Source organism: Vibrio sp. 661, assembly GCF_033339315.1.
Classification (GTDB): Bacteria; Pseudomonadota; Gammaproteobacteria; order Enterobacterales; family Vibrionaceae; genus Vibrio; species Vibrio alginolyticus.
The window spans coordinates 189,703-214,898 of sequence record NZ_JAWOUJ010000004.1; the positions used below are offsets into that span (position 1 = coordinate 189,703).

Annotated in this window: 24 protein-coding genes; 15 read left to right on the forward strand and 9 right to left on the reverse strand. The window is 46.7% G+C overall.

Annotated features, from left to right (window positions below; genetic code table 11):
* Nucleotides 1–9 precede the first annotated feature (9 nt).
* The 10 genes from R7P69_RS11070 to R7P69_RS11115 all read left to right on the forward strand — a co-directional run bounded on the left by R7P69_RS11070 (nt 10) and on the right by R7P69_RS11115 (nt 11,213).
* Nucleotides 10–537, forward strand: a complete 528-nt coding sequence (locus tag R7P69_RS11070) for a MotA/TolQ/ExbB proton channel family protein (protein WP_005379363.1) — start codon at nt 10–12, stop codon at nt 535–537.
* Nucleotides 538–562: 25 nt separating this feature from the next.
* The gene (locus tag R7P69_RS11075; protein WP_005379359.1) at nt 563–970 is read left to right on the forward strand and encodes an ExbD/TolR family protein; all 408 of its coding nucleotides are present in this window, start codon (nt 563–565) and stop codon (nt 968–970) included.
* A 4-nt stretch (nt 971–974) separates the two neighbouring features.
* Nucleotides 975–1,607 carry an energy transducer TonB gene (locus R7P69_RS11080; RefSeq protein WP_005379353.1) on the forward strand — a complete coding sequence of 211 codons (633 nt, stop codon included), beginning with the start codon at nt 975–977 and terminating at the stop codon, nt 1,605–1,607.
* A gap of 9 nt (nt 1,608–1,616) precedes the next feature.
* The gene (locus R7P69_RS11085; RefSeq protein WP_005379348.1) at nt 1,617–2,840 is read left to right on the forward strand and encodes a tetratricopeptide repeat protein; all 1,224 of its coding nucleotides are present in this window, start codon (nt 1,617–1,619) and stop codon (nt 2,838–2,840) included.
* Between the two features lie 448 nt (nt 2,841–3,288).
* Complete coding sequence (gene gmk, locus R7P69_RS11090; protein WP_005379347.1) at nt 3,289–3,912, forward strand: guanylate kinase; 624 nt, start codon at nt 3,289–3,291, stop codon at nt 3,910–3,912.
* A 181-nt stretch (nt 3,913–4,093) separates the two neighbouring features.
* On the forward strand, nt 4,094–4,366 hold the full coding sequence (gene rpoZ, locus R7P69_RS11095) for a DNA-directed RNA polymerase subunit omega (RefSeq protein ID WP_005379346.1): 273 nt from the start codon (nt 4,094–4,096) through the stop codon (nt 4,364–4,366).
* Nucleotides 4,367–4,405: 39 nt separating this feature from the next.
* Entirely contained in the window at nt 4,406–6,526 is a 2,121-nt protein-coding gene (gene spoT / locus R7P69_RS11100; protein WP_005379340.1) for a bifunctional GTP diphosphokinase/guanosine-3',5'-bis pyrophosphate 3'-pyrophosphohydrolase, read from the forward strand.
* 52 nt (nt 6,527–6,578) lie between these two features.
* Complete coding sequence (trmH, locus tag R7P69_RS11105; protein ID WP_017820702.1) at nt 6,579–7,262, forward strand: tRNA (guanosine(18)-2'-O)-methyltransferase TrmH; 684 nt, start codon at nt 6,579–6,581, stop codon at nt 7,260–7,262.
* A gap of 253 nt (nt 7,263–7,515) precedes the next feature.
* Nucleotides 7,516–9,597, forward strand: coding sequence for an ATP-dependent DNA helicase RecG (gene recG, locus R7P69_RS11110; protein ID WP_182038430.1), 2,082 nt, complete (start codon nt 7,516–7,518; stop codon nt 9,595–9,597).
* 227 nt (nt 9,598–9,824) lie between these two features.
* Nucleotides 9,825–11,213 carry a uracil-xanthine permease family protein gene (locus tag R7P69_RS11115; protein ID WP_025768313.1) on the forward strand — a complete coding sequence of 463 codons (1,389 nt, stop codon included), beginning with the start codon at nt 9,825–9,827 and terminating at the stop codon, nt 11,211–11,213.
* Nucleotides 11,214–11,285: 72 nt separating this feature from the next.
* Here R7P69_RS11115 and envZ read toward each other — a convergent pair whose 3' ends face one another.
* The 5 genes from envZ to R7P69_RS11140 form a co-directional block, all read right to left on the reverse strand.
* Nucleotides 11,286–12,578, reverse strand: a complete 1,293-nt coding sequence (gene envZ, locus R7P69_RS11120; RefSeq protein WP_025768312.1) for a two-component system sensor histidine kinase EnvZ — start codon at nt 12,576–12,578, stop codon at nt 11,286–11,288.
* A 102-nt stretch (nt 12,579–12,680) separates the two neighbouring features.
* A complete protein-coding gene (gene ompR / locus R7P69_RS11125; RefSeq protein WP_005379333.1) occupies nt 12,681–13,400 on the reverse strand; it encodes a two-component system response regulator OmpR in 720 nt (239 codons plus the stop codon).
* Nucleotides 13,401–13,529: 129 nt separating this feature from the next.
* Entirely contained in the window at nt 13,530–13,925 is a 396-nt protein-coding gene (locus tag R7P69_RS11130; protein ID WP_005379332.1) for a DUF1090 domain-containing protein, read from the reverse strand.
* Nucleotides 13,926–14,030: 105 nt separating this feature from the next.
* Nucleotides 14,031–14,522, reverse strand: coding sequence for a transcription elongation factor GreB (gene greB / locus R7P69_RS11135; RefSeq protein WP_005379321.1), 492 nt, complete (start codon nt 14,520–14,522; stop codon nt 14,031–14,033).
* Nucleotides 14,523–14,639: 117 nt separating this feature from the next.
* Nucleotides 14,640–16,520: an ATP-dependent zinc protease gene (locus R7P69_RS11140; protein WP_155489901.1), complete on the reverse strand. Its 1,881-nt coding sequence runs from the start codon at nt 16,518–16,520 to the stop codon at nt 14,640–14,642.
* A gap of 229 nt (nt 16,521–16,749) precedes the next feature.
* Between R7P69_RS11140 and R7P69_RS11145 the strand changes: the two genes are divergently transcribed.
* Nucleotides 16,750–19,071, forward strand: a complete 2,322-nt coding sequence (locus R7P69_RS11145; RefSeq protein WP_005379317.1) for a Tex family protein — start codon at nt 16,750–16,752, stop codon at nt 19,069–19,071.
* Nucleotides 19,072–19,175: 104 nt separating this feature from the next.
* Here R7P69_RS11145 and R7P69_RS11150 read toward each other — a convergent pair whose 3' ends face one another.
* Together R7P69_RS11150 and bioH are read right to left on the reverse strand one after the other, a co-directional pair.
* The gene (locus tag R7P69_RS11150) at nt 19,176–19,640 is read right to left on the reverse strand and encodes a hypothetical protein (RefSeq protein ID WP_005379316.1); all 465 of its coding nucleotides are present in this window, start codon (nt 19,638–19,640) and stop codon (nt 19,176–19,178) included.
* 124 nt (nt 19,641–19,764) lie between these two features.
* Nucleotides 19,765–20,532 (reverse strand): pimeloyl-ACP methyl ester esterase BioH, encoded by a 768-nt coding sequence (gene bioH, locus R7P69_RS11155; protein WP_005384724.1) that lies wholly within the window; start codon nt 20,530–20,532, stop codon nt 19,765–19,767.
* Nucleotides 20,533–20,616: 84 nt separating this feature from the next.
* Here bioH and R7P69_RS11160 point away from each other — a divergent pair, with 84 nt between their 5' ends.
* The 4 genes from R7P69_RS11160 to cysQ all read left to right on the forward strand — a co-directional run bounded on the left by R7P69_RS11160 (nt 20,617) and on the right by cysQ (nt 23,642).
* Nucleotides 20,617–21,342, forward strand: a complete 726-nt coding sequence (locus R7P69_RS11160; protein WP_033905914.1) for an amidophosphoribosyltransferase — start codon at nt 20,617–20,619, stop codon at nt 21,340–21,342.
* A 97-nt stretch (nt 21,343–21,439) separates the two neighbouring features.
* Nucleotides 21,440–22,024, forward strand: a complete 585-nt coding sequence (gene nfuA / locus R7P69_RS11165; RefSeq protein ID WP_005379313.1) for a Fe-S biogenesis protein NfuA — start codon at nt 21,440–21,442, stop codon at nt 22,022–22,024.
* Nucleotides 22,025–22,200: 176 nt separating this feature from the next.
* On the forward strand, nt 22,201–22,770 hold the full coding sequence (nudE, locus tag R7P69_RS11170; RefSeq protein ID WP_005379309.1) for an ADP compounds hydrolase NudE: 570 nt from the start codon (nt 22,201–22,203) through the stop codon (nt 22,768–22,770).
* A 44-nt stretch (nt 22,771–22,814) separates the two neighbouring features.
* A complete protein-coding gene (gene cysQ, locus R7P69_RS11175; RefSeq protein WP_005379308.1) occupies nt 22,815–23,642 on the forward strand; it encodes a 3'(2'),5'-bisphosphate nucleotidase CysQ in 828 nt (275 codons plus the stop codon).
* 292 nt (nt 23,643–23,934) lie between these two features.
* Here the strand turns inward: cysQ and R7P69_RS11180 are convergent, their stop codons facing one another.
* Both R7P69_RS11180 and R7P69_RS11185 read right to left on the reverse strand, forming a co-directional pair.
* The gene (locus tag R7P69_RS11180; protein ID WP_017635007.1) at nt 23,935–24,696 is read right to left on the reverse strand and encodes a type II secretion system protein N; all 762 of its coding nucleotides are present in this window, start codon (nt 24,694–24,696) and stop codon (nt 23,935–23,937) included.
* 1 nt (nt 24,697) lies between these two features.
* Nucleotides 24,698–25,189 carry a type II secretion system protein M gene (locus R7P69_RS11185; RefSeq protein ID WP_005383002.1) on the reverse strand — a complete coding sequence of 164 codons (492 nt, stop codon included), beginning with the start codon at nt 25,187–25,189 and terminating at the stop codon, nt 24,698–24,700.
* Nucleotides 25,190–25,196: the final 7 nt, after the last annotated feature.

The following is a 25,196-nucleotide window of genomic DNA, read 5'->3' on the forward strand; positions in this document are numbered from 1 at the left end:
GGAGGCGTTATGTGGTGGTTAGTTGGAGAACTTGAATCAATTAGGCGCTTCTTGGGAATGGGTGGCGATGTACTCGTCGCCATCTTCATCCTCAGCTTTATGCTTTGGGCAGTATTGTTAGAACGTTGGTTCTATTTTGCTGCCGTCGCTCCAAAAGCCATGAAAAAAGCCGTTGGCTCATGGCAGGGGCGATCAGAGCACCAGAGCTGGAACGCTAAGATGATCCGACAAGAAATTGTTTCTCGTCAGGACATTGAGAATAAAAAGGGCCTGCCAATCGTGAAAGTATTGATTGCGCTTTGTCCCTTACTGGGTTTGCTCGGCACCGTTGTTGGCATGATCCAAGTATTCGACATCTTAGCGGTAACAGGAACAGGAAGCCCTCGAGCAATGGCCTCGGGGATCTCAAAGGCAACAATCCCAACTTTAGCCGGGATGGTGGCTTCTCTATCAGGACTGTTCTTTAGTTCACGTCTTGATCATTTAGCCAAAGTCACAACGCAAAAGCTGGAAGATAAGCTAAAGCATATTGCCTGAGTAAATGGAATTAGAGGTATAGGTCATGAAAAGACGCTATAGCAGTGATAGCAGTGATGAAACCGCTATCGATATGACACCGATGCTCGACATCGTATTCATCATGTTGATCTTCTTTATCGTAACAACATCGTTCGTAAAAGAAGCTGGTCTAGAAGTAAACCGCCCGACGGCAAGCTCTGCGCAAACCGTGAAAAAAGGTAACATCATGGTCGCAGTTGGTGCGGCGGGTGATGTTTGGGTTGATAAACGCCGCATCGAAGTGGACGCGGTTCGCGCGAATATTGAACGTCTTCGTGCAGAAAGCCCTGATGGCGCAGTTGTTATCCAAGCCGACACAGAAGCAAATGCTGGCGTAGTAGTGAAGGTTATGGACCAGATCAAAATGGCAGGTGTAGAAAGCATCTCCATTGCCGCAACCAATAAGGATTAAGCTTATGCGGTATCTGGCCTCAATTGCACTGGCGCTCATTGTCTCCCTCGGGTTGTTCTGGGGGATGGACAAGCTAGTAAACAAAGAGCGCCACGAGTTAGTGTCGAATGATGACCTGCGTATGGTAGAGTTTATTCGCATTAAACCAGACGAAAAAATACAGGAGAAAAAACGCGAACTTCCAAAGCCACCACCGCCTAAGCGTCCGCCGCCGCCGCCAGAAATGAAAGTGACAGCGACAGTAAAACCGGTGATGGAGCAGACCCCAATGGATATGCCAAAGCTTGACCTACCCGTTAATGTTACAGGTGGTTCGGTGCTTGGACATTATAGCCAGGGTGGAGGTGCGCAACTCGCGGGTAGCGGAGGTCCAACACCTCTAGCGACATTCCAACCTCAAATGCCTAGGAAGGCTGCGAAAGCAGGAATAGAAAAAGGGGTCGTCTTATTAGAGTTTACTGTAAACGCACGTGGTGCCGTAGAGGACATCAAAGTTCTTAAAGAGCAACCACGACGCTTAGGCCTCGGTCGAGCGGCAAGAAAAACAGTCTCTAAATGGACATTTAAACCAAAATTGGTTGACGGGAAACCTGTTAGCTCGCGCCTATCGCAAGAAATAGAGTTCTCAACCAATTAAGGAGTCACGATGAAAAGTTTATGGAAAAGCAAAGTGGCTTCTTTAATTCTCTTCGCAGGAGTGGCAATGGCCGCTCCTACGATGGCAAAAGAAGCTCCTCAGTTATCAGATCGGACATTTCGAACCGTTAACAAAGTGCAAGAGTTGATCGCAACTGAAAAATATTCAGCAGCGAAAGAAAAACTAGCAAGCGCTTTAGAAAGCACAAGTTCGAAAAAATACGACCGAGCAGTTTTACTTCAGCAGACTGGCTTTTTGTATTCGCTACAAGACAATTATGTGCAAGCAGCAAAATACTTTGCCGAAGCATTACAGCTCGACGCACTTCCCGTTCCGGTTGCTCAACAAGTTCGCTACAGCTTGGCTCAGCTTTACCTAGCTGAAGAAAAGTATACGTTGTCTGTAAAAACGATGAAGGAATGGTTCAAGGTTGCAGAAACAACCAAAGAGAAGCCTCAAGCTCATGCTTATATCACGTTAGCGAGCGCTTATGTTCAGTTGGAAGATTACAAAAATGCAATCCCGCCAACCAAAAAAGCCATCGCGATGAGCAAGAGCCCAAGTGAGTCTTGGTACTTAATTCTCGTTGCATCTCACTACGAGTTAGGCCAGCTGAAAAGCGTTGCCAGTGTACTCAAAACTCTGACTTCAAAGTACCCTCAGAAAAAGCGTTACTGGATGCAACTTTCTGGTGTCTACATGGAGCTAGGTCAAGAGCGCAACTCTCTAGCCACCCTAGAAATGGTTTACAAAATGGGGAAACTAGAAGGAGAGAAGGAATATTTGCGCTTTGTAAACTTCTTGGCTTATCAAGGTATTCCATATAAAGCAGCCAAAACTCTTGAAAAGGAAATGGCAGCTGGAAACATTGAAAAGACGAAGGAAAACTATGACCGCCTAGCCAGCTTCTGGCAGCAAGCTAAAGAGCTAGATAAATCAATTCTCGCTTATAAAAAGTCATATAACCTCGCTCCTTCTGCTAAAACGCAAATTCAGATTGCTCGCTTAATGATACAAGACAAGCAGTATTCTGAAGCAACTCGTTTTGTAGAAAGCGCGGCATCCAGTGCCTCTAAAGAGCAAAAGGCAGAACTTGAATACATTCGCGGGATGGCCTATTTCGAGCTTAAGCAGCCACAAAAGGCCTTGCAGGCGATGAAAGGCGCTGCTCAATCGCCAAAATTCAGGTCAACCGTTAGCCCTTGGATAAATTTCCTAGAGTCTCAAGGATAATTCGAAGATTAAGTGTGAGTCAGTCGCACGCCTGGGGAAGTGAAAGCTTCCCCTTTTTTCCGTTTTATCTTTATTAACCCCTATTTTTAACCAGAGTCACTCACGCAAGCCAAATCGGGACTCTAAACCTAAAATCAGCACACTAAACGGTTGTAGAAATGGTTTTAATAACAGAGTGCGCGGATGGTAAGTCCTGTATCACGCTCCTTCTTCGCTGTTTAGGAACACTCTGGCGTAAGTAACTATTTCATCTGAGACGATCATAGACAGAAAGATCAACTGGTAACAAAATAGAGATCATGATACTCTTCGCCTCCATTTTTCTGGCGGGATTATCACCAATATCCACCCCTTTGGTGGTTGATTTCTCAATGCCAGTGCTATCGTTATAAGAATGTCGAACTTTCCTTCGGCACTCAATCAATCCAATCAAAAGTGGAACAGTACAATGGGCAAAGGTACTCTCTATATCGTATCTGCACCTAGCGGCGCAGGTAAATCTAGCTTGATCTCAGCGATGTTGGAACGCAACCCAACCTACGCAATGAAAGTGTCTGTGTCTCACACCACGCGCAACATGCGACCTGGTGAAGAAAATGGTGTCCACTACCATTTTGTAGCGAAAGATGAGTTTGAAGCCCTGATCGCTAAAGGTGACTTCCTAGAATACGCAGAAGTGTTTGGTAATTATTACGGCACATCTCGTGTATGGATTGAAGAAACACTAAATAAAGGTATCGACGTTTTTCTAGATATCGACTGGCAAGGCGCACGCCAAATCCGTGAACAAATGCCAGAAGCCAAAAGCATCTTCATCCTGCCACCATCAAACGGTGAGTTAGAGCGTCGCTTGAACACTCGTGGTCAAGATAGCGATGAAGTGATCGCAAAGCGTATGGCTGAAGCCAAGTCGGAAATCTCTCATTACAACGAGTACGACTACGTGATCGTAAACGACGATTTTGATACCGCTTTGATGGATTTTAAAGCTATCTTGCGTGCTGAAAGATTGAAGGAAGAAAAGCAAGCTGCTAAATATAAAGGTATGCTTGACGCGTTGTTAGCAGAGTAACTTCAAAAAAGTCACGCTGTAAAACATAAAGAATTTCCCGTTTTTTGCCCAGTGCGAAAAACACAATAAACTACCTGAGAAAGTCCACAAACGGTGGCTTGTCTAATTGCTAGTAAATAAAGTAGTTAGGTTGTATACTTTCTCGTCATTCTAAAATTTTAGTTAACTATTTGGAGTCCTCATGGCACGCGTAACTGTTCAAGACGCTGTTGAAAAAGTTGGCAACCGTTTCGACCTAGTACTGATTGCGGCTCGCCGCGCTCGTCAAATGCAAACTGGCGGTAAAGATGCACTAGTGCCAGAAGAGAACGATAAGCCAACGGTTATCGCTCTACGCGAAATCGAAGAAGGTTTAATTACTAAAGAAGTTCTAGACGCTCGTGAACGTCAAGAACAGCAAGAGCAAGAAGCGGCAGAGCTAGCGGCAGTAAGCAGCATCGCTCACAACCGTTAATTCTGACTTTAGAATTCAACAACCTCCCGGGCCTATAATTTGTATCTATTCGATAGCCTCAAAGACGTTGCCCAAGAATACCTAACAGAGCCTCAGATTGAGGCTCTGCGTCAATCTTATGTGGTAGCGAGAGATGCCCATGAAGGGCAAACCCGCTCTAGCGGTGAACCATACATCATCCACCCTGTCGCTGTGGCTCGTATCTTGGCCGAAATGCGCCTTGATATCGAAACCCTCCAAGCTGCTTTGCTGCATGACGTCATTGAAGACTGTGATGTAACTAAAGAAGATCTCGAAGAGAAATTCGGCAACACTGTCGCAGAATTGGTTGATGGTGTATCTAAACTGGACAAACTCAAATTCCGCGATAGGAAAGAGGCTCAGGCTGAGAACTTTCGTAAGATGGTTCTGGCCATGGTGCAAGATATCCGCGTCATTCTGATCAAACTGGCTGACCGCACGCACAACATGCGTACGCTTGGCGCGCTTCGACCAGATAAAAAGCGTCGTATTGCTCGTGAAACGTTAGAAATTTACGCGCCCCTCGCTCATCGTCTTGGTATTCACAATATCAAAACCGAACTCGAAGAGTTGGGCTTTGAGGCGCTATATCCCAACCGCTACCGCGTACTGAAAGAAGTGGTTAAAGCCGCACGTGGTAATCGTAAAGAGATGATCCAACGCATTCACAGCGAAATAGAAGGCCGTCTGCAAGATTTTGGCTTGAATGCTCGCGTCGTTGGTCGTGAGAAAAACCTGTTCTCTATCTATAACAAGATGAAAACCAAAGAACAGCGCTTTCACACCATCATGGATATCTATGCGTTCCGAGTCGTTGTTGATACCGCTGATACTTGTTATCGCGTTTTAGGCCAAGTACACAGCTTGTATAAGCCACGTCCTGGTCGCATGAAAGATTACATCGCGGTACCAAAGGCGAACGGCTATCAATCGCTACACACTTCCATGGTTGGCCCACACGGCGTACCTGTTGAAGTTCAGATCCGTACTGAAGATATGGATCAAATGGCGGACAAAGGTGTCGCGGCACACTGGTCTTACAAAGACAAAGGCGACAAGTCTGGTACCACTGCGCAAGTGAAAGCTCAGCGTTGGATGCAAAGCCTGTTAGAGCTACAACAAAGCGCGGGTAACTCATTCGAATTCATTGAAAACGTAAAATCCGATCTTTTCCCAGATGAGATTTACGTCTTCACACCAAAAGGTCGTATCGTTGAACTACCTTTAGGCGCAACGGCTGTCGACTTTGCCTATGCCGTACATACCGATGTAGGCAACTCTTGTGTTGGTGCTCGTGTTGATCGTAACCCTTACCCATTGAGTAAGGCATTGAAAAACGGTCAGACAGTGGAAATTATCAGTGCCCCTGGTGCGCGTCCGAATGCGGCATGGCTGAACTATGTCGTGACTTCTCGTGCCCGCACTAAGATTCGACAAGTACTGAAAACGATGCGTCGTGAAGAGTCGATTACTTTAGGTCGTCGCCTACTTAATCACGCACTTGGCCGTCACTCGATTGATTCAATTTATCCAGAAAATATCCAAGAAGTCTTGAATGATCTTCGCCTAGAAAGCATCGATGATTTATTGGCTGCTATTGGATTGGGTGAGTTGATGAGCATTGTGATCGCACGTCGTCTCCTTGGTGACACCGAAGAGCTCACGACAACAAGTTCAATCCCAACGGACTCGAAGAAGAAGCTTCCGATTCGTGGCGCAGAAGGCTTATTGCTGACGTTTGCAAATTGTTGTCATCCTATCCCAGATGATCACATTATTGCTCACGTATCGCCTGGTCGTGGTTTGGTTGTTCACCGAGAAACATGTCCGAACGTTCGTGGTTATCAGAAAGAGCCAGACCGTTATATGGCTGTCGCTTGGTCTGAAGACTACGATAAAGAGTTCATTGCTGAACTTAAAGTCGACATGCTTAACAACCAAGGTGCTCTTGCAGAACTGACCAACGTGATCTCGAAAACAGGATCAAACATTCATGGCCTTTCAACGGAAGAACGTGATGGTCGTCTATACACTGTGACTGTGCTGTTGACGACGAAAGATCGTGTCCACCTTGCTGGTATCATGCGTAAGATTAAGGCAATGCCTCAAGCAACCCGAGTCAGACGCAGAAAGAACTAACCTCTATCGCCACCTACTCTGTTAGGTGGCGATTTTTTATACCTCAATAAATATGAACCTAGAACGTTACAACCGTATTCACCAAGTCCTAAAAACTCGCCAAACTGATCTGACACTTTGTCTCGAAGAAGTACATAAGCCAAACAACGTCTCTGCTGTGATCCGCACCGCTGACGCGACAGGCTTACACAAAGTTCACGCAATTTGGCCAGACAAAATGCGTACGCTGAGCCATACCTCAGCTGGCGCGCGTAACTGGGTTGAAGTGGATACTCACGATTCGATTGAAACTGCGATTACCGAACTCAAAGCGCAAGGTATGCAGGTTTTGGTGACCAATCTTTCGGACACCGCCGTCGATTTTCGCGAAATCGACTACACCAAACCAACGGCAATCATTTTAGGCAGCGAAAAGGTTGGCGCTTCGGAGCAAGCCAAACAGCTTGCCGATCAAGACATTATTATCCCGATGGTGGGCATGGTGCAGTCACTAAACGTATCGGTTGCCAGTGCCGTAATTTTGTATGAAGCGCAACGTCAACGTGAAGCCGCAGGCATGTACGACCGAGAAGAAAGCGCTCTGCCTAAAGAGACAATCAACCGTATTCTCTTTGAACGTGGTCACCCAGTGCTGGCAAAGGTCGCGAAACGAAAAGGGCTCGTTTACCCACCACTCGATGAAGAAGGTCAAATCATCGCCGATGACGCGTGGTGGCAAGAGATGCAAAGCAAGTAACAGACTTTCGTCATCCTGAACGGCGGCGAAGGAGCGTGGTTCAGGATCTAATTCTCAAATATACAGATGCTGATAGTGTTAACTTCAGCGACATACTTGTTGGAAATAGAATCGTGATGTCGCTAAAGCTCCTCGGAATGATAGGTTATCAGTCAAATCATGACACTAACTAAAGCATGACTATTTTTTCCTGTACAAAAACACAGCTCCATGGTTAACATACTGCTATGTTAACCATTTTCTTGAGCCCTCTATGCCCGCCCAAATGTTATCTGCCGTCCCATTAACCTCCCTTTCTGGAGTTGGCGCGAAAGTCGCAGAAAAACTCGCCAAAGTTGGCTTACATAGCGTTCAAGATTTGCTGTTTCACCTTCCGTTACGCTACGAAGATCGTACTCGTATTTACCCTATTGCCAAACTGCATGCTGGCCTTTGGGCGGCCGTGCAAGGTAAGGTCATGGCAGTCGACACCATCTTCGGTAAGCGCAAAATGCTAACGGTAAAAATCAGCGACGGTAATGGCACTATCACGCTGCGCTTTTTCAACTTTACCGCAGCCATGAAGAACAATTTCACGCAAGGTAAGTTAGTACATGCTTACGGTGAAATTAAGCGCGGTGGCATGGGTTTGGAAATTGTTCACCCTGACTACAAGTTTTACGTCAGCGAGCAAAAGCCCGATGTAGAACAGAGCTTAACCCCTGTTTATCCCACCACCGATGGTTTACGTCAAATCACATTGCGCAACCTTACCGAACAAGCTTTAGCCCTGCTTGATAAAACCGCAGTGCAGGAATTACTTCCAGCTGGGTTGTATGACCATCAAATCACGATGTCGCAAGCGCTGCACACCATTCATCGCCCACCACCAACCATTAATTTAGATGAGTTTGACGAAGGCAAACATCCTGCCCAAATCCGCTTGATCATGGAAGAATTGCTCGCACAAAACTTATCGATGCTGGCGGTGCGTAGCAAAGGTCAGAAGGATTCAGCGCTACCTCTCGGTCCTTGTCATAAACTAAAAACGCAGCTTTTAGCCCAACTGCCTTTCTCTCCTACAAACGCTCAAACCCGAGTAGTACAAGAGATTGAAGCCGATCTAGAAAAACCGCACCCAATGATGCGATTAGTGCAAGGCGATGTTGGTTCGGGGAAAACATTGGTTGCCGCTTTGGCCGCTGTTAGAGCCATTGAGCATGGCCATCAGGTGGCACTCATGGCGCCAACCGAACTATTGGCCGAGCAACACGCTATCAACTTCGCAAACTGGTTTGAAACAATGGGCATTCAAGTCGGTTGGTTAGCGGGCAAACTCAAAGGTAAGGCAAAGGAAGCCGAGCTGGCTCGTATTGCCAGTGGTGAAGCGCAAATGGTAGTGGGTACTCACGCGCTATTCCAAGAGCACGTTGAATTTCATCACCTTGCTTTGGTCATCATTGATGAACAGCACCGCTTCGGTGTCCATCAGCGATTAGAATTGCGTGAAAAAGGCGCAAAACAAGGCGCCTATCCACATCAGCTCATCATGACAGCAACGCCGATTCCGCGAACGTTAGCCATGACTGCTTATGCTGACTTAGAAACGTCGGTGATTGATGAGTTACCGCCAGGTCGAACACCAATCCAGACTGTCGCGATTCCAGATACCAAACGCAATGATATCGTCGAACGTGTCCGAAATGCCTGCTTAAACGAAGGCAAGCAGGCATATTGGGTGTGTACCCTGATTGATGAGTCGGAAGTATTAGAAGCGCAAGCCGCGGCAGATACCGCAGAAGAGCTTCAACGTAAGCTACCGGACGTAAAAATTGGTCTAGTACACGGACGAATGAAGCCGGCAGAGAAACAAGCGGTGATGCAAGATTTCAAAGACAATAAACTGCATTTGCTGGTCGCAACGACAGTGATTGAAGTTGGTGTGGATGTGCCAAACTCTAGCTTGATGATCATAGAAAACCCTGAACGTCTTGGTTTGGCACAATTACACCAGTTAAGAGGTCGCGTGGGCCGAGGTTCCGTTGCTAGCCATTGTGTGCTGCTGTACCACTCTCCGCTGTCAAAAACCGCGCAAAAACGTCTCGGAGTACTACGTGAAAGTAACGATGGCTTCGTCATTGCGCAGAAAGACCTAGAAATTCGCGGCCCTGGAGAACTATTGGGTACAAAGCAGACAGGTCTTGCTGATTTCAAAATCGCAGACTTAGTTCGAGATCAACGCCTGATTCCCGAAGTTCAGCGTATTGCGCGTCATATTCATGACAATTACCCGACTAACGCAACAGCGATTATCGATCGCTGGTTGGGTGAGCGGGATATTTACTCCAAAGCGTAATGATTGAAAGCGAGCCAAATGGCTCGTTTTTTAATACGCCAAAAGCAAACGTTTGCTTTTTGAGAAAATCTCTCTATAATCGCGCACAAATTTTTAAGTGTGTTAGATCACACTCCACCAACCTGAGTTGACTCTGATTAACAGCAATCACAGGTAACGACGTCAACTCCACCCTGCTCTCCCATTCAGCGAGAACTAGGGAAATATTGCGACTAGCGAGACAAACAATGACAACTTCAAACCGATCTTCGGAACTGGTCTATCAACTCAACGATCGACCACCTTTGCCTCAAACCATTTTTGCCGCACTTCAGCACTTATTGGCGATGTTCGTCGCGGTTATCACTCCGTCACTGATCATCTGTCAGTCTTTGGGTGTACCAGCAGACCAAACGAATACCATCATCAGCATGTCTTTGTTTGCGTCAGGCGTGTCTTCGTTTATTCAAATTCGCACCGTTGGCCCAATTGGCTCTGGTTTGCTCTCTGTTCAAGGCACCAGCTTTAACTTTTTAGGTCCTATTATTGGTGCAGGCCTATCGCTGAAAGCCGGTGGAGCAGACATCAGTACCATGATGGCTGCCATTTTTGGTACGATTTTAGTCGCATCATTTGCAGAAATTTTTCTATCTCGCGTGTTGGAGCATGCCCGCCGAATCATCACTCCGCTTGTTTCAGGCATCGTCGTCACTCTTATCGGTCTCACACTGATTCAAGTCGGCTTAGTATCAATGGGCGGTGGCTACGCAGCATTAAATGAAGGAACCTTCGGCAGCTTAGACAAACTTGCTCTGGCTGGGACGGTACTTGGATTAATTGTGATTTTAAACCGCTCGAAAAACCCATACATCCGTGTGGCTTCAATCGTGATTGCGATGCTAGTGGGCTACATCATGGCGTATTTTATGGGGATGGTAGATACTTCTCAGCTAGGCGCAACCGAGATCGTAGCACTGCCCGTACCAATGCAATATGGCTTATCGTTTGACTGGTCTCTGTTCATTCCGCTGGTACTGATTTTCTTTATTACCGCACTAGAAGCCATCGGTGATATTACCGCAACATCTGAAGTGTCTGGTGAGCCAGTAAAAGGCCCAGTGTACATGAAACGCATTAAGGGCGGTGTGTTAGCAGACGGCTTAAACTCTGCAATCGCAGCCGTTTTCAACAGCTTCCCGAACTCAACGTTTAGCCAGAATAACGGCATCATCATGCTAACAGGAGTCGCGAGCCGCTACGTGGGTTACTTTATTTCTGGCATGTTAGTGATTCTTGGCTTGTTTCCTGGCGTCGCTAGCTTTGTTCAGCTGATTCCTGAGCCAGTACTTGGCGGCGCAACGATTGTCATGTTTGGTACGATTGCTGCCGCTGGTGTGCGTATTATCTCTCGTGTTGAGCTCGATCGCCGCGCAATTCTGATCATGGCCTTATCCTTCTCAATGGGACTTGGTATCGCACAAAAACCAGAGATCCTGCAATTTATGCCAGAATTTATTAAGAGTATTTTCTCAACTGGTGTTGCAGCAGGTGGCATCACAGCGATCATTTTAAATCTACTTCTGCCAGAGAAACTGGAAGACGAAGATGAACTTCCTCAGGAAGCGAAAGAGTCTTAAGATTATTGAGAATAAGAAAAGCCCAACCTATTTAGGTTGGGCTTTTTGTTTTAAAGGGTGCAGGCCATCGACTTACTTGGTAGGAAAACTGATTTGAGCGATTAAACCGCCTTCACTGCGATTACGTATCACCACAGAGCCTGAATGCTGGCTGATTATACGCTTCACAATCGCCAACCCTAGCCCAGTGCCTTCACTACCGCGAGCGGTGTCACCACGCGTAAAGGGTTCAAATAACCTCGCGATTTGAGAATGCTCGATACCCGGTCCGTTGTCCTCTACTGAAATCCACACTAGCTGCTTATCTGCTGTCACACCAGTGCTGACTTTGACCCAGCCATTACCATAACGTAGCGCATTCACAACTAAATTACTGATCGCCCGCTTAATCGCAATCGCGCTTCCTTTGGCTGGTGGCAAGTTAAGATTAAGATCTGTTTCAATTTCAACCTCATAGCCACCTTCAGAACTGGCAACGTCACTGGCAATCGTACTGATATCAACCGCTTCAAACGATTCTTGGTTCACCGGTTTGAGATAATCCATAAACTGACTGATGATCTCATTACATTCTTCCGTATCGCTAATGATCCCCTCCGCAAGATAGCTGTCCTCAGGAGACATCATTTCTGTCGCTAGGCGAATACGCGTCAGAGGTGTTCGTAAGTCATGGCTAATCCCCGCCATTAATAAGGCTCGGTCCTCTTCTAGCTCTTGAATACCTTTCGACATTTGATTAAAGGCTCGAGTTACAGAGCGAATCTCCGATGCGCCTTTCTCTGCTAAGGGGGGCGGGATCTCACCTCGACCGACGTCTTTCGCGGCTCTCTCTAAAGCCAAAAGTGGACGGTTTTGCAAACGAATAAACAACCAACCACCAGCAATGATCAGCAGCGCCATAATCAAACTGTTACGAAACAGCGGTGCAAAATCTTCTTCTTGCAGCTCAGATAACGGAATACGAATGATGGAGTTCGGCAACTTTTCGATGTGCATCCACAAAATGTAACTTTCATCGCCAAGCAATAAGCGTACTTCTGTAGGCGAACCCAGCTCTTGGCTCATTTCTTCAGACATCAAATCAATCGACATTGCGTGATGAAATTCAATCGCCTTATCGCTGTCAAGGCTGTGAACCGTCACCCCTAATCTTTCTAATAATTGACGCCTTAACGGTGCATCAGACTTTAAAGGTCCTTCATCATCAAGCACCAAATTGAGCTCATGGGCGAGAATTTTATTGAACTGCTGCAAACTCGGCATCAACGCGTAGTTAAAAACGGCGTAGTAAGAGAAAACTTGGCTCGCGAGAAGCAAAGAGATGAACAGCAGAATAGATTGTGTCAGTGAACTTCGGATGCGCATGGAACGTTCCTAGTGGTCCTAATCGCGAAATTTCAGCCTTCAAAGGGAAGGTAATGAAGGCTGAAGTTGCTATAGCCAAGTGCTGGCTATGGAGTGAAGAGGTTACACCTCTTTGCCGTCTGGGACGAAAACATAACCTAGGCCCCATACGGTTTGAATGTAGCGCGGCTTGCTCGGATCGTCTTCTAACATGCGACGTAAACGTGAGATTTGTACGTCAATAGAACGTTCCATTGCAGAATATTCACGGCCACGCGCCATGTTCATCAATTTGTCTCGTGACATTGGCTCACGTGCATTCATCACGAGCGCCTTTAGAACAGCAAACTCTCCAGAGGTGAGTGGCATTGCCTCGTCACCGCGGAACATCTCGCGAGTGCCTAGATTGAGTCGGAACTCCCCGAACTCCACCACTTTTTCTTCCGTGCTTGGTGCACCCGGCAACTCTACAGTTTGGCGGCGTAATACGGCCTTGATGCGAGCCAACAATTCGCGTGGGTTAAACGGTTTTGGCAAATAATCATCCGCCCCTACCTCAAGACCTACGATGCGGTCCACTTCATCACCTTTCGCGGTGAGCATTAAGATTGGCAACATATTGTTCGCGTGGCGTAGACGACGACAAATTGACAAACCGTCTTCACCTGGCAACATTAGGTCCAGCACCATTAAGTGAAAGTTTTCGCGCGTTAGTAGGCGATCCATCTGTTCGCCATTGGCGACACTTCGTACCTGAAAACCTTGCTCAGAAAGGTAACGCTCCAATAGAGCACGTAAACGAGCATCGTCATCAACCACTAAAATTTTATGATTTTCTTGCATTGAAACATCCTTTCAGAAGCGTCTATTGTCGAAAATGTATCACTGTTTTTCCTAACGTGCTCAAGCAAATTGTTACTCTTTTTATCTTAAGCGCTTTATTCTCTCTCTAGCAGGTATTTTCAGCACCTACTATTGACCATAATTCCATTCCAGTTCACGTTTGGCCTCAAGCAGCTCTTGCTGTGCCTCAGCCAGCTTGTGACGTTTTTTCTCAATTTTGTCTGCTTTCCCTGAATGCTGAGCTTCGACTAATTCTTCCTCTCGCTCCTCAACTTCTTTAGTCTTTTCTTCCACTTCTGTTTGCAGCTCTTGGCGCAGCTCACCTTCCGAGCATTCATTCTGGATAGCGGAAAGTGCTTGCTCCAAGCCTTTAATGCGATGCTCATTACCTTGCGCTTTTGCATACTCAAGCTGCTGCTCTACCGCTAACTCTTTAGCGTCACAGCCTTTCACTTCATCTTGAGCAAAAACTGAAAGTGAGAAACCTATTGTTAGTGCAGCACTACACATGACTGCTTTGTTCATTTTACTTCTCCGAGAAAGGCACCATGCCTTTATACCAAATATTCTGACGTTGAGACCCAAGTCACTTCTAGTGAACTTCATGAGACTTGAATCGGTGATAAAGCCTCAGTCTTCCGAGGCCGGTTGAGTGTATTCAATTGAGTTGATGAACCACTCTTTTTCACCTTCTGGGGTGCGTACCGTGAACTCTTCATCCACTTGTTTTTTCAACATCGCTCGCGCCATAGGTGAATCGATAGAGATGTAGTCTTTCGCATCGCCATAAATCTCTTCAGGCCCGACAATACGAAACTTTTTCACTTCTCCTGCCTCATTTTCTATTTCCACCCATGCACCAAAAAAGACTTTGCCTTCTTGTTGCGGAGAATAGTCAACGATCGTGACTTCTGGCAGGAATTTACGAAGGAAGCGGACACGACGGTCGATCTGACGGAGTAAACGTTTATTGAAGGTGTAATCCGCATTTTCTGAGCGATCGCCCAGGCTCGCAGCCCAAGTGACGATCTTGGTGATTTCCGGGCGCTTTTCATTCCAAAGGTAATCATGCTCTTGTTTGAGTTTGTTGTAACCTTCTCGTGTAATCAGCTTAGTTTTCAAATTAACTCCTATCTCAACTAAAAAATGCTGCTCTTTGGCAGCATTAAGGAGATGATATACCCAAAGATCCAATGTTTTTCAGGCTTTGGGTATCAAGGTGATAAGGCGGCCAGAGTGTTACTTTTCGTAATCCGGTTTTTGCGTCACGATGTAATTCGTATCACTCGAAACAACCGCGCCATGTTTTAGGAAGTTTTTACCTAAAATCATGCTGTAATGGAAGCGACCTCGGTCCTGTAAGTTGACTCGGATCTTCTTCTCTAATTCGCCAAGCTTAACATGCATTTCAACCACAGGGCGTACGTTCGCTTTCTCGCCTTTCTTCGCTTTAATACGCATGACGTCAACAACAGGCTTAGTAAACGCCTGTTTCATGCCAAGATCGTTCTCATAGGTAAAGCTCACCATGTCTTTGCCGTCTTTCTTAAACTGCTTGATGTTCTTAGCATTGATTGAGCTTACATCTGCACCCGTGTCTAACTTCACAGGGAAAGACATCCCCTCAACTTCCGCCACTTCGATATGGCCAGCTTTGAAAAGTGGCCTTACATCTAGTAGATGGTCTGCGCGAGTGTTCAGCAACACACCCCCCTTGGCTATGTCATGACCAAAGACGAAAAAGGGTTGAGTGTCACCCTCATCAAGCACATCGAGCGCAAACTTCATTGATGTGTCTTTCCTACCGAGAAGAAAGTCTCCTTCAACAACAGGGCGCACTGCGCTGCCAACCTTGAGCTTTTTCAACACTGGTTTGGTGATTTTTTCTTCTTTTCCCTCATCGTTCATTAAATAAAACGTGACGGACTCATCCTTACCTTTTTCTGTTACTTCAAACCCATTTACACGCAGTAATGGCGTTTTCACAGTAAAAGTGGGGTAAGCAGGGACGGTATAACCATCAATGGTGACCTGTTCTTCTGGTGAAACGACAAGAGGTTTTGATTTGAGTGCGCTTTTGAACGTTTTTTCTACGCCACCCAGTAGATTTTCTCTGTCCGTATCAATAACAAAGTGCTGACTCGCGACGTCCCGACCTAAGCGAATTTGCGAACTGAACTTACTGCGATCACGCAGATACACCAACCAACGTTGAGTTTCATTTTCGCCGACTTTTACGGGTAAATAGACTAAAGGGCGCTCGCTTTTGGTCGTTTTCAGCATTCGTACCAAGGGTAATGTCATTGGATGACGCTTGCCATTCTCGCCCTCTAACATAAAAGAGACTTCGTTATGCTTTTTGTCTACCTTGATGTCCAGTGCATGGACGTTGGTATAACGGCTAGAAGTTGAAATGCTGATCTTATATGGCACACCTTCGACTTCAACCGTCTCTTTTTTGCCAATCATTTTTGCGCTTGGCTGTTCTTGAAGATAATCGTAACCAGCGAAGACCCATGCGTTATCATCGAGATAAGTTTTACCAATCAAGATAGGAGAAGAGAATTGCGTACGCTTGGTCAGGTTCACTTCCGTATCAACGGTGTGACCAGCGATTGTCATCGGCATTTTTATTGTCGGGCGTAGGATGGGCTTTTTGCTTGTTCGACTGCGAATCGCGCTCACTCTTTCCAGATCATCGGTAATCTGTATTTCCTTCCCTGTATAAGGGTGAGGAACCGTAAAGCTAACCTTTACTTGATATGGCTTAAAGCTGTCGGCGTCCCACTTTGCCTTCGTACCACCTAAGTCATCGACAATCGCCCAAAGTAACTCGTTATCTTTCAAATCTTGGTAATCTGGGTGTGAGCTACTGACATGGATATTCTCCGCATGCATCGATGTCGTATCTGCACCAGTATCAATCTTGCCAATAAATGGCACCGCTTTTAGTTCCGGAATGTCACTGTAGTAGACGCTCTCCACACGCCCTAGTACCAATTTGTTATCGAGCTGATAAACGGGAGCTTGTGTGGTTCCTGAGATAGACTGCGCCCAACTAAGCGGGGCGGCAAGTAAGGCACTCGTAAGCGCTAACGCCAAAGACATTTTTTTCATCATGATTATCCGTATAAGCCGAGGTACATTTAGTGATATCAACAACCGTGGAATTAGGTTAGTCGATAACTGCGGATATAAGTTCTCAATTTAATTACAGTTTTGACATAAATCTGACTGATGTCCACCAGCGCCCGGTAAATTTTTGCCTCGTTAATTTAAAACATTGCAAATTCTTCGAATGACCCCAATGTTCTATACAACCAAAACCGAATTAAAAGAGAAAACACGGATGAGCCAAGCTATCTGTCGCATGATTGCTCAAGAACTGAATGTTCGCCCAGAGCAAGTCAACGCCGCTGTCACCCTAATTGATGATGGCAACACTGTCCCTTTTATTGCACGTTACCGCAAAGAGGTGACGGGGGGCCTTGATGATACCCAGCTGCGTACTTTGGACAGCCGTCTGTCTTACCTTCGTGAAATGGATGATCGCCGTCAAACCATCCTCAAATCAATCCAAGAGCAAGGCAAACTGACGCCAGAGCTAGAACAAGAGATCGCGCAGGCAGACAGCAAAACTCGTCTTGAAGACTTATACCTACCTTACAAACCCAAGCGTCGTACGAAAGGTCAGATCGCGATTGAGGCTGGTCTTGAGCCGCTCGCAGATCAGCTTTGGAATCACCCACAAACCGAGCCAGAAAGCGAAGCAAGCAAATACCTTGATGCAGACAAAGGCATCGCAGACACCAAAGCTGCATTGGATGGCGCTCGCGCGATCATCATGGAGCGCATCGCAGAAGACGCAAACTTACTGGAAAAAATTCGCAACCACTTAAATCGCAATGCGGAACTGGTCTCACGAGTCGTTGAAGGCAAAGAGCAAGAAGGCGAGAAGTTTAAAGATTACTTCAACCACAACGAGCCCCTAAGCAAAGTGCCATCGCACCGCGCACTGGCGATGCTACGCGGCCGTAACGAAGGCTTCCTGACATTGGCAATGAACGCTGATCCAGAACAGGAAGAAGGCGCTCGTCAGTCTTACTGCGAAACGATTATCGCCGATCATTATGGCGTGACGCTAAGCAGCGCACCGGCGGATACCTGGCGTAAGCAAGTGATCAGCTGGGCATGGCGCATCAAAGTATCGATGCACATGGAAACCGAGCTAATGGGCGCAATGAAAGAGCGCGCTGAAATCGAAGCGATTGAAGTATTCGCCACTAACCTAAAAGACTTGTTGATGGCAGCACCGGCTGGCCCTCGTGCAACACTTGGTCTCGATCCGGGTCTGCGTACAGGTTCAAAAATCGCGGTTGTCGACTCAACAGGTAAAGTGCTTGCAACCGAAACCATCTACCCTCACCCACCACAAAAACAATACGACAAGTCAGCACAAATCGTTGAGCAGTTGGTGCGTAAGTACAACGTGGATTTGATTGCGATTGGTAACGGTACGGCTTCACGTGAAACCGACAGCTTTGTCGCAGACGTCATCAAACGTGGCAACCTGAAAGTTCAGAAGATCATAGTAAGTGAAGCGGGGGCTTCGGTTTACTCAGCGTCTGAGCTTGCAGCAAAAGAGTTCCCGAATATGGACGTATCACTGCGTGGTGCAGTGTCGATTGCACGTCGTTTGCAAGATCCATTGGCTGAACTCGTGAAAATTGATCCGAAATCTATTGGTGTGGGTCAATACCAGCACGATGTAAGCCAATCTATGTTGGCAAAACGCCTAGATGCGATTGTGGAAGACTGTGTAAATGCGGTTGGTGTTGATGTGAACACCGCTTCTGCCGCACTATTAACACGCGTAGCAGGCTTATCAAGCACCATCGCGCAGAACATTGTCGACTTCCGCGATGAAAACGGTCGCTTTGAAGCACGTACAACCTTGAAGAAAGTACCTCGTTTAGGTCCTAAGGCGTTCGAGCAGTGTGCGGGCTTCCTACGAATCATGGATGGTAAGAACCCACTTGATGCGTCTGCGGTTCACCCAGAAGCGTACCCGGTGGTCAAAGCAATTTCTGAGAAGAACAACAAAGACATCAAAGCACTGATTGGTGATTCAAGCTTCCTTAAAGGTCTGCATGCGGTCGATTACACCGACGATAACTTCGGCGTTCCAACCATTACAGACATCATCAAAGAGCTGGATAAGCCGGGTCGTGACCCACGTCCAGAATTCAAAACGGCGACGTTTGCAGAGGGTGTAAACTCGGTATCTGACTTGGAACCGGGCATGATTCTAGAAGGTGTGGTATCGAACGTAGCCAACTTCGGTGCCTTCGTTGATATTGGCGTTCACCAAGATGGTCTCGTACACATCTCTGCACTGACAGATCGTTATGTGTCTGACCCACGTGAAGTGGTGAAAGCGGGCGACATCGTCAAAGTGAAAGTGATGGAAGTTGACGTGCAGCGTAAACGTATTGGTCTATCGATGCGTATGAACGACGAACCGGGTCAAGACAACCGTAGCCAACGCTCATCAGCAGCGCCGCGTCGTAATGACCAACCGCAGCGTCGTCAGCCTCGCCGTGATGATTCGTCATCGAACAGCGCGATGGGCGGTGCATTTGCTGCAGCGTTTGCTAAAGCGAAAAAGTAATCTTACCTAGGCTTCACCGCTAACGAGCTTTCATAACTAAAAAGAAAACGCTCCAATCAGTCAACCTGCTTGGAGCGTTTTTGTTTGAGTAGGATATTGAGTCGTCATAATACTGCTATCACTTCTGACGGGGTATGGGGAGCGACTGCATGACCATAATGAAACTTGATCACCTTCCTGCGCTTTTCCATTAATCCTTCATTGATCGCAGCATCCAAAATGCGCTTTGGTAAGCGAAAGCGGATCGCGTAGCCTTTCCCCTGGTCTTCACTATACGATTTGAGCGCAAGCAAACTAAAAAGCCGTTCTAGTGTATCTTCCGGCTCTTCTTGATAACGCGTGTCGACTTCCGTTTCCATATCATAATCAGGATGCTCTGAAGGATCCCAAGAAGACTGACGTCGGCGCTTGTCATCACCTTTTACTTTTCGCTCTGCATTGGTTTTGGCCAATGCGACCGTTGGCGTTACAGGCTCTCGGACTTTATTGTCGCGAGCTGCTTGTTCCGTCTGCACATTCACGGATGGGGCGATCAGTGGCACACTTACGTTGGTCGGTGACACAATCATTGCGAACCCTCCTCAGAGTCGCCCAACTCGTCAATATGGCTTAGCTTTATTGGCTAATAAAACCTCACCAGCCTTTATATCGACCACTTTTTAAACAACTTGAGGTATTTCCGTTCGCACTTGCTCAATCGTGAGCAAACTCTCGGATTTGAACACAAAATTCGTCATGTTCGGTGATAAAAGGCGCATGAGAGGACTGATTAAAAACAAACTGCTGGGTATGAGGCAACTGTTCACTCAAATCGTTAGCTACTTTAATTGGCACCAACCCATCTAAACGGCCATAAAGACGCAACATTGGAACAGAAAGAGACGTCAACGCATCGCGCAGATCCACATCAGCAAGGATGTTTAGCCCAACCAACAGCGATTCAGGGTTTGGCTGAGGGCGCGATAGTACCGCTTGCTTGAGCTGTTTAACATCTTTACGCGCTGATGGGCTGCCCATCGCTTGCAACGCCATAAAGCGCTCAATGGTCAGTGAGAAATCTTCTAGCAACTGAGAGGTGAACGCACTCAGTACATTCGGTTGAATGCCGCGCCACGGTTTTTCTGCGGCAAATTTTGGTGAGCTGGCAACCGTAATCAACTTAGCCACGCGCTCGGGCATATTTAACGCCACATGCGTCGCCACTAAACCTCCGAGGGACCAACCAAGCCAAATCGCTTTCTCTGGCGCACCTTGCACCACCAGGTTAGCAATATGGTCTAAATCTTCAGCATGAGATTCGGCGCTATGTCCGTACCCCGGAAGGTCAACCACATGAACTCGGAAATAAGGTTGAAGAGACTCGACTGTCTGCTGCCATACCGCACCATTCATGCCCCAACCATGCAGTAACACCAAATCTGGTCCCTGACCAAATGACTGCCAGTGTAATTTCGTGCTCATGCTCTCAATCTCTCCCACTTATTTTATTCCCTACGGCTTCAGCCAAGCGTTAGGCTGAGTAAAATATCACCATGAATAAACGCTATGTTATCTCATCACTGGCAAAACATCATGCATCGCGTATTGAGCAGTCAATGCGGCCTGTGTCGGTTCCCTATTCAAACACCAAGCCACACAAATACTCTGCGCTGGTGCGAGCACTGTTTAAAATACCTAACTCCGGTAAAACGATGTCAACGCTGCGGTTTATCATTACAGAAAGAAGAAATGAGTACGGATAGTATTTGTGGTGAATGTCTTTCAAAGCCACCGCCATGGCAAAGGCTATACACGTTAGGCGATTACGACTTTCCCCTTTCACGGGAAGTACAACGCTTTAAAGATCACGGAGAGTCTTGGCATGTAAAAGCATTAACCGAGCAACTGGCACAGCGCATCACCACGCCAGCTCCAATCATTACCAGTGTGCCATTGCACTGGCAGCGTTACCTGCGCCGGGGTTTTAATCAAAGTGATGTTTTAGCCCGACACCTCGCCAAGCAATTGCAGACTAATTTTGATGCGAAGGTCTTTCGTCGAGTAAGGCTCGCCCAATCACAGCGTGGTAATACCAAAACAAGCCGTGAACAAAACTTAAAAGGCGCGTTTATTCTCAATAAGCGCCCTCACTCTTCCCATGTTGCCATCGTCGATGATGTAGTCACCACAGGCAGTACCGTCCGACAATTATGTCATTTACTACTTGAAGTTGGCGTAGAAAGCATCGATATTTACTGCATCTGCAGAACACCTGCTCCTCGTTCTCTCTAGATCGCTTCGCCATGCCTTAGCATCAAAAAGACTAGACCCATACGTCAACAAGAGTAGAATAGCAGCAGTAACCTACAAATTTACTCGGGTATTCGTCGTGTCAAATATTACTATTACAGAAACTGCGCAAACGCATTTCGCTAACCTTTTAGGTCAACAACCTGAAGGCACTAACATTCGTATTTTCGTTGTGAACCCAGGTACACAAAACGCTGAGTGTGGCGTGTCTTACTGTCCACCAGAAGCAGTAGAATCGACCGACACTGAACTCTCTTACAGCGGTTTTTCAGCTTACGTTGATGAGCTAAGCCTGCCATTCCTTGAAGACGCTGAAATCGATTTTGTTACCGATAAAATGGGCTCTCAGTTAACGCTAAAAGCACCTAACGCTAAAATGCGTAAAGTTGCGGACGACGCACCACTGGTTGAGCGCGTTGAGTACGTTATCCAAACTCAAGTGAACCCACAACTTGCTGGCCACGGTGGTCACGTAAACTTGGTTGAGATCACTGAAGACGGTGTTGCGATTGTTGCATTTGGTGGCGGTTGTAATGGCTGTTCTATGGTTGACGTAACACTAAAAGAAGGCATCGAGAAAGAGCTGCTAAACCAGTTCATTGGTGAACTAACCGCAGTTCGTGATGCTACAGAACATGACCGTGGTGATCACTCTTACTACTAAGAGTAAACACTGTCAGAAAATGGGAGGCTTCGGTCTCCCATTTTTGTATCGATACTGAGGTGATGCTGAGATGCTTAGCTCGACTCGTAAAATCCGCTAGAAACTCAGGCGGAGTTCTCATATATTAAGAATCTTACGCATCTCGTAAACGCCAACGACACCAAGGAGCCAGCGTCATGCCGAAACGAACCCCACCAGAGATACTCTCATGCCAGACGGTTGCAAAATCCAAACTGTTTGCTGTGGAAGCGCTCGACCTTCGTTTTTCCAATGGTGAGCATCGTACTTATGAGCGTATGAAGCCAAGTGGACGAGATGCTGTAATGGTAGTCCCTGTAACAGAACAAGGCGATTTATTACTGGTGCGTGAATACGCCGCTGGAACTGAACGTTACGAGCTAGGTTTCCCAAAAGGGCTGATTGACCCAGGAGAAACACCACACCAAGCTGCGGATCGTGAGTTAAAAGAAGAAATCGGCTTTGGCTGTAATCAGTTAACCCCGTTGAAACAAGTTATCCTCGCGCCATCTTACTTTTCGAGCAAAATGACTCTATTTTTAGGACAGGCGCTTTATCCAGAGAAGCAAGAAGGCGATGAGCCTGAACCACTGGAAATTGTGCGTTGGCCACTTGCGCAAGCCGAAGAGTTATTAACTCACATGGATTTCTGTGAAGCACGAAGCATCACAGCGCTAATGTTGGCACTGAAACACTTACCAAACACCACTCACAAGCATAACCAATAACGGTCATTAGAACCGAATAACACTGTGAGTAAGGACTATCACTTATGCCAATGACAAAAGATCTATCTCACCTACTTCCTCAAGTCATCGAGATTGCCCGCAGTGCTGGGCAAATGATCCTCGAAATATATGAAAAGAAGCAATACGAGGCCTACACCAAAAGTGACGAAACTCCCGTAACAAGTGCAGATATTGCAGCTCACAAGTTCATCACTGAACGCTTGAGTGATCTGACGCCTGACATTCCCGTGTTGTCAGAAGAAGACGCAGACATAAGCTTAGAGCAACGCGCTCAGTGGGAACGTTATTGGTTAGTCGACCCTCTTGATGGTACTCAAGAATTCATCGCTCGCAGTGGTGACTTTGCCACTATTATTGCGTTGGTCGACAACAATCGACCAACCATGGGCGTCGTTTACGGCCCTGTATCTGGCGTGACTTACTACGCTTATAATGGCAAAGGCGCCTGGAAAATTCCCGACATGTCGGACAGCGTCAAAATCCATACACACAAACACGAACAGCCAGAGCAAAGCATCGCAATTGCTATTAGTCGTCGCCAAGACATCAATCGTATTACTAACCGTATGAGTAGCGCCTGGAATTACGACTTAATACCGCTCGGTTCTGCGGCATTGAAAGCATGCCTCGTCGCGGAAGGGGCGGTAGATTGCTATCTCCGACTAGGTCCAACAGGTGAGTGGGACACCGCTGCGACACAATGCATTGTTGAAGAAGCTGGCGGACGTATTCTCAGCACGCAATTAGAACCGCTGTCATATAACGAGCGGGAAACACTAGAAAACCCGAACTTTATTGTTCTTGGTGATGCGGATTTACCTTGGAATGAGATTTTACAACGCAAAGATTAAGCGCCCTATCGGTAAAATTTAGAGCACAAAATTCTAGCAATAGAAAGGCCACGAATATCTTCGTGGCCTTTTCTTTTTGACCTTCTGTACAGCACTTGGAGTATTTGGCCTACTATGTTCCAATTGCCTGTAAAGCTGAACGAAAGAAAACAAATCAATTAAAAATCATGGTTTTAAATTTCCATTCATTCCCAATGTACAGCGAATAGAGGTTTTAGCTTACGATGATCCAAAAGCAAAAAGAGCTGCACAATAGCAGCTCTTTTAAGATATTGGATTTTGTCACGATAGGTTAGAAGCGCCCTTGGTAATTAAACTCATATTGACCTTGAGCATTCGGCTTACCCAACCATTTCAGTTGCTCCCCCATGCTGGATGGGAACTCTGCACCAGGTTTGAACCACGCTTTGGTTGAGTACCGTTGATTAGGCATCAGTTCAGCGGAAAACGCCGCAGAGACTTGTTTGCTGCTCTGCTCACCAGTTGCCGTCAATACACTATCCTGACAGTTTATATCGGCAATCACAGGACCGAGATCTAAGCTGCCAACGGGGCTTTGAATACCACTGGCATTCCATACTAAAGTGCCTTCACCGTTCTTACACCAAGGCGCAGCATAAGTCGCATGACGAATATTCAGCTCAAGCTGCCCATCAACACCAACAGGCACAGGGAGGCGCGCTTGCTCAACAACTTTTACCGCCGGAATCGAGGCAACTAAGTTTTTGGCATAAGGGCCATCACTTAAGCTATAGCCGACAAAACCGCGCCCACGAACGTCCATTTCACTACCACGACCAAAGCGCACAGCAAACTCAGCTTTACCTGTCAGTAGACTCGACCATTGGAAATCCCAATTAACTTCTCCAAGGTTCTGGCGCTGCCAACGAATACTAGCAGCTTGACCTTGCCATACCGAACCGTTGGCTCCTTGAATGTCCAGGCCTCTCACTGTTGGTGCTTGTTGTAACACCCAAGAGACTGGTAATCCCATTAAAAGACTGACTGAAAAAAAGACGATAAAGATAACAACGTAAAGTACTGCTCGCTTCACCTTAACCTCGCTTAAACTGAAGGCGGTTTACATCGATCATGCCCGCTTGCTCTGTTCGGTCGATATCTAAAAATTCGACTTCAATACCCTGTTGCTCTTTCAAGTAACGTAACCAATCCACTAGTTGATTAAACGCGAGTGGTTTGATCCACACTTGAACGCTCTCATTACGAGGTTGTACGCGAATCAACTCAACTTTATAACGACGAGCTGAAGAAGAAACCAACTGATTCAACGGTTGACTAGAGTAGCTCACACCGCTGCTTTTTCGCAGTGCAGTGATGCCATCCGCTTTATCTTGTACCCAAGCTAGCAACTGTTTTTCGCTTTGAATACGTGACTGAGCTAGCTCCGCACGTTGGCTCATTGGCTGTAATAAACCCCAATAAATAATACCGATAACGGCAATAGCGCCACATCCCATGACCAAACGCTGCTCACGCTGCGAGATGCTGCTCCACCAAACCTGAGCTTGAGAAATTAAATTTTTCATCATCACC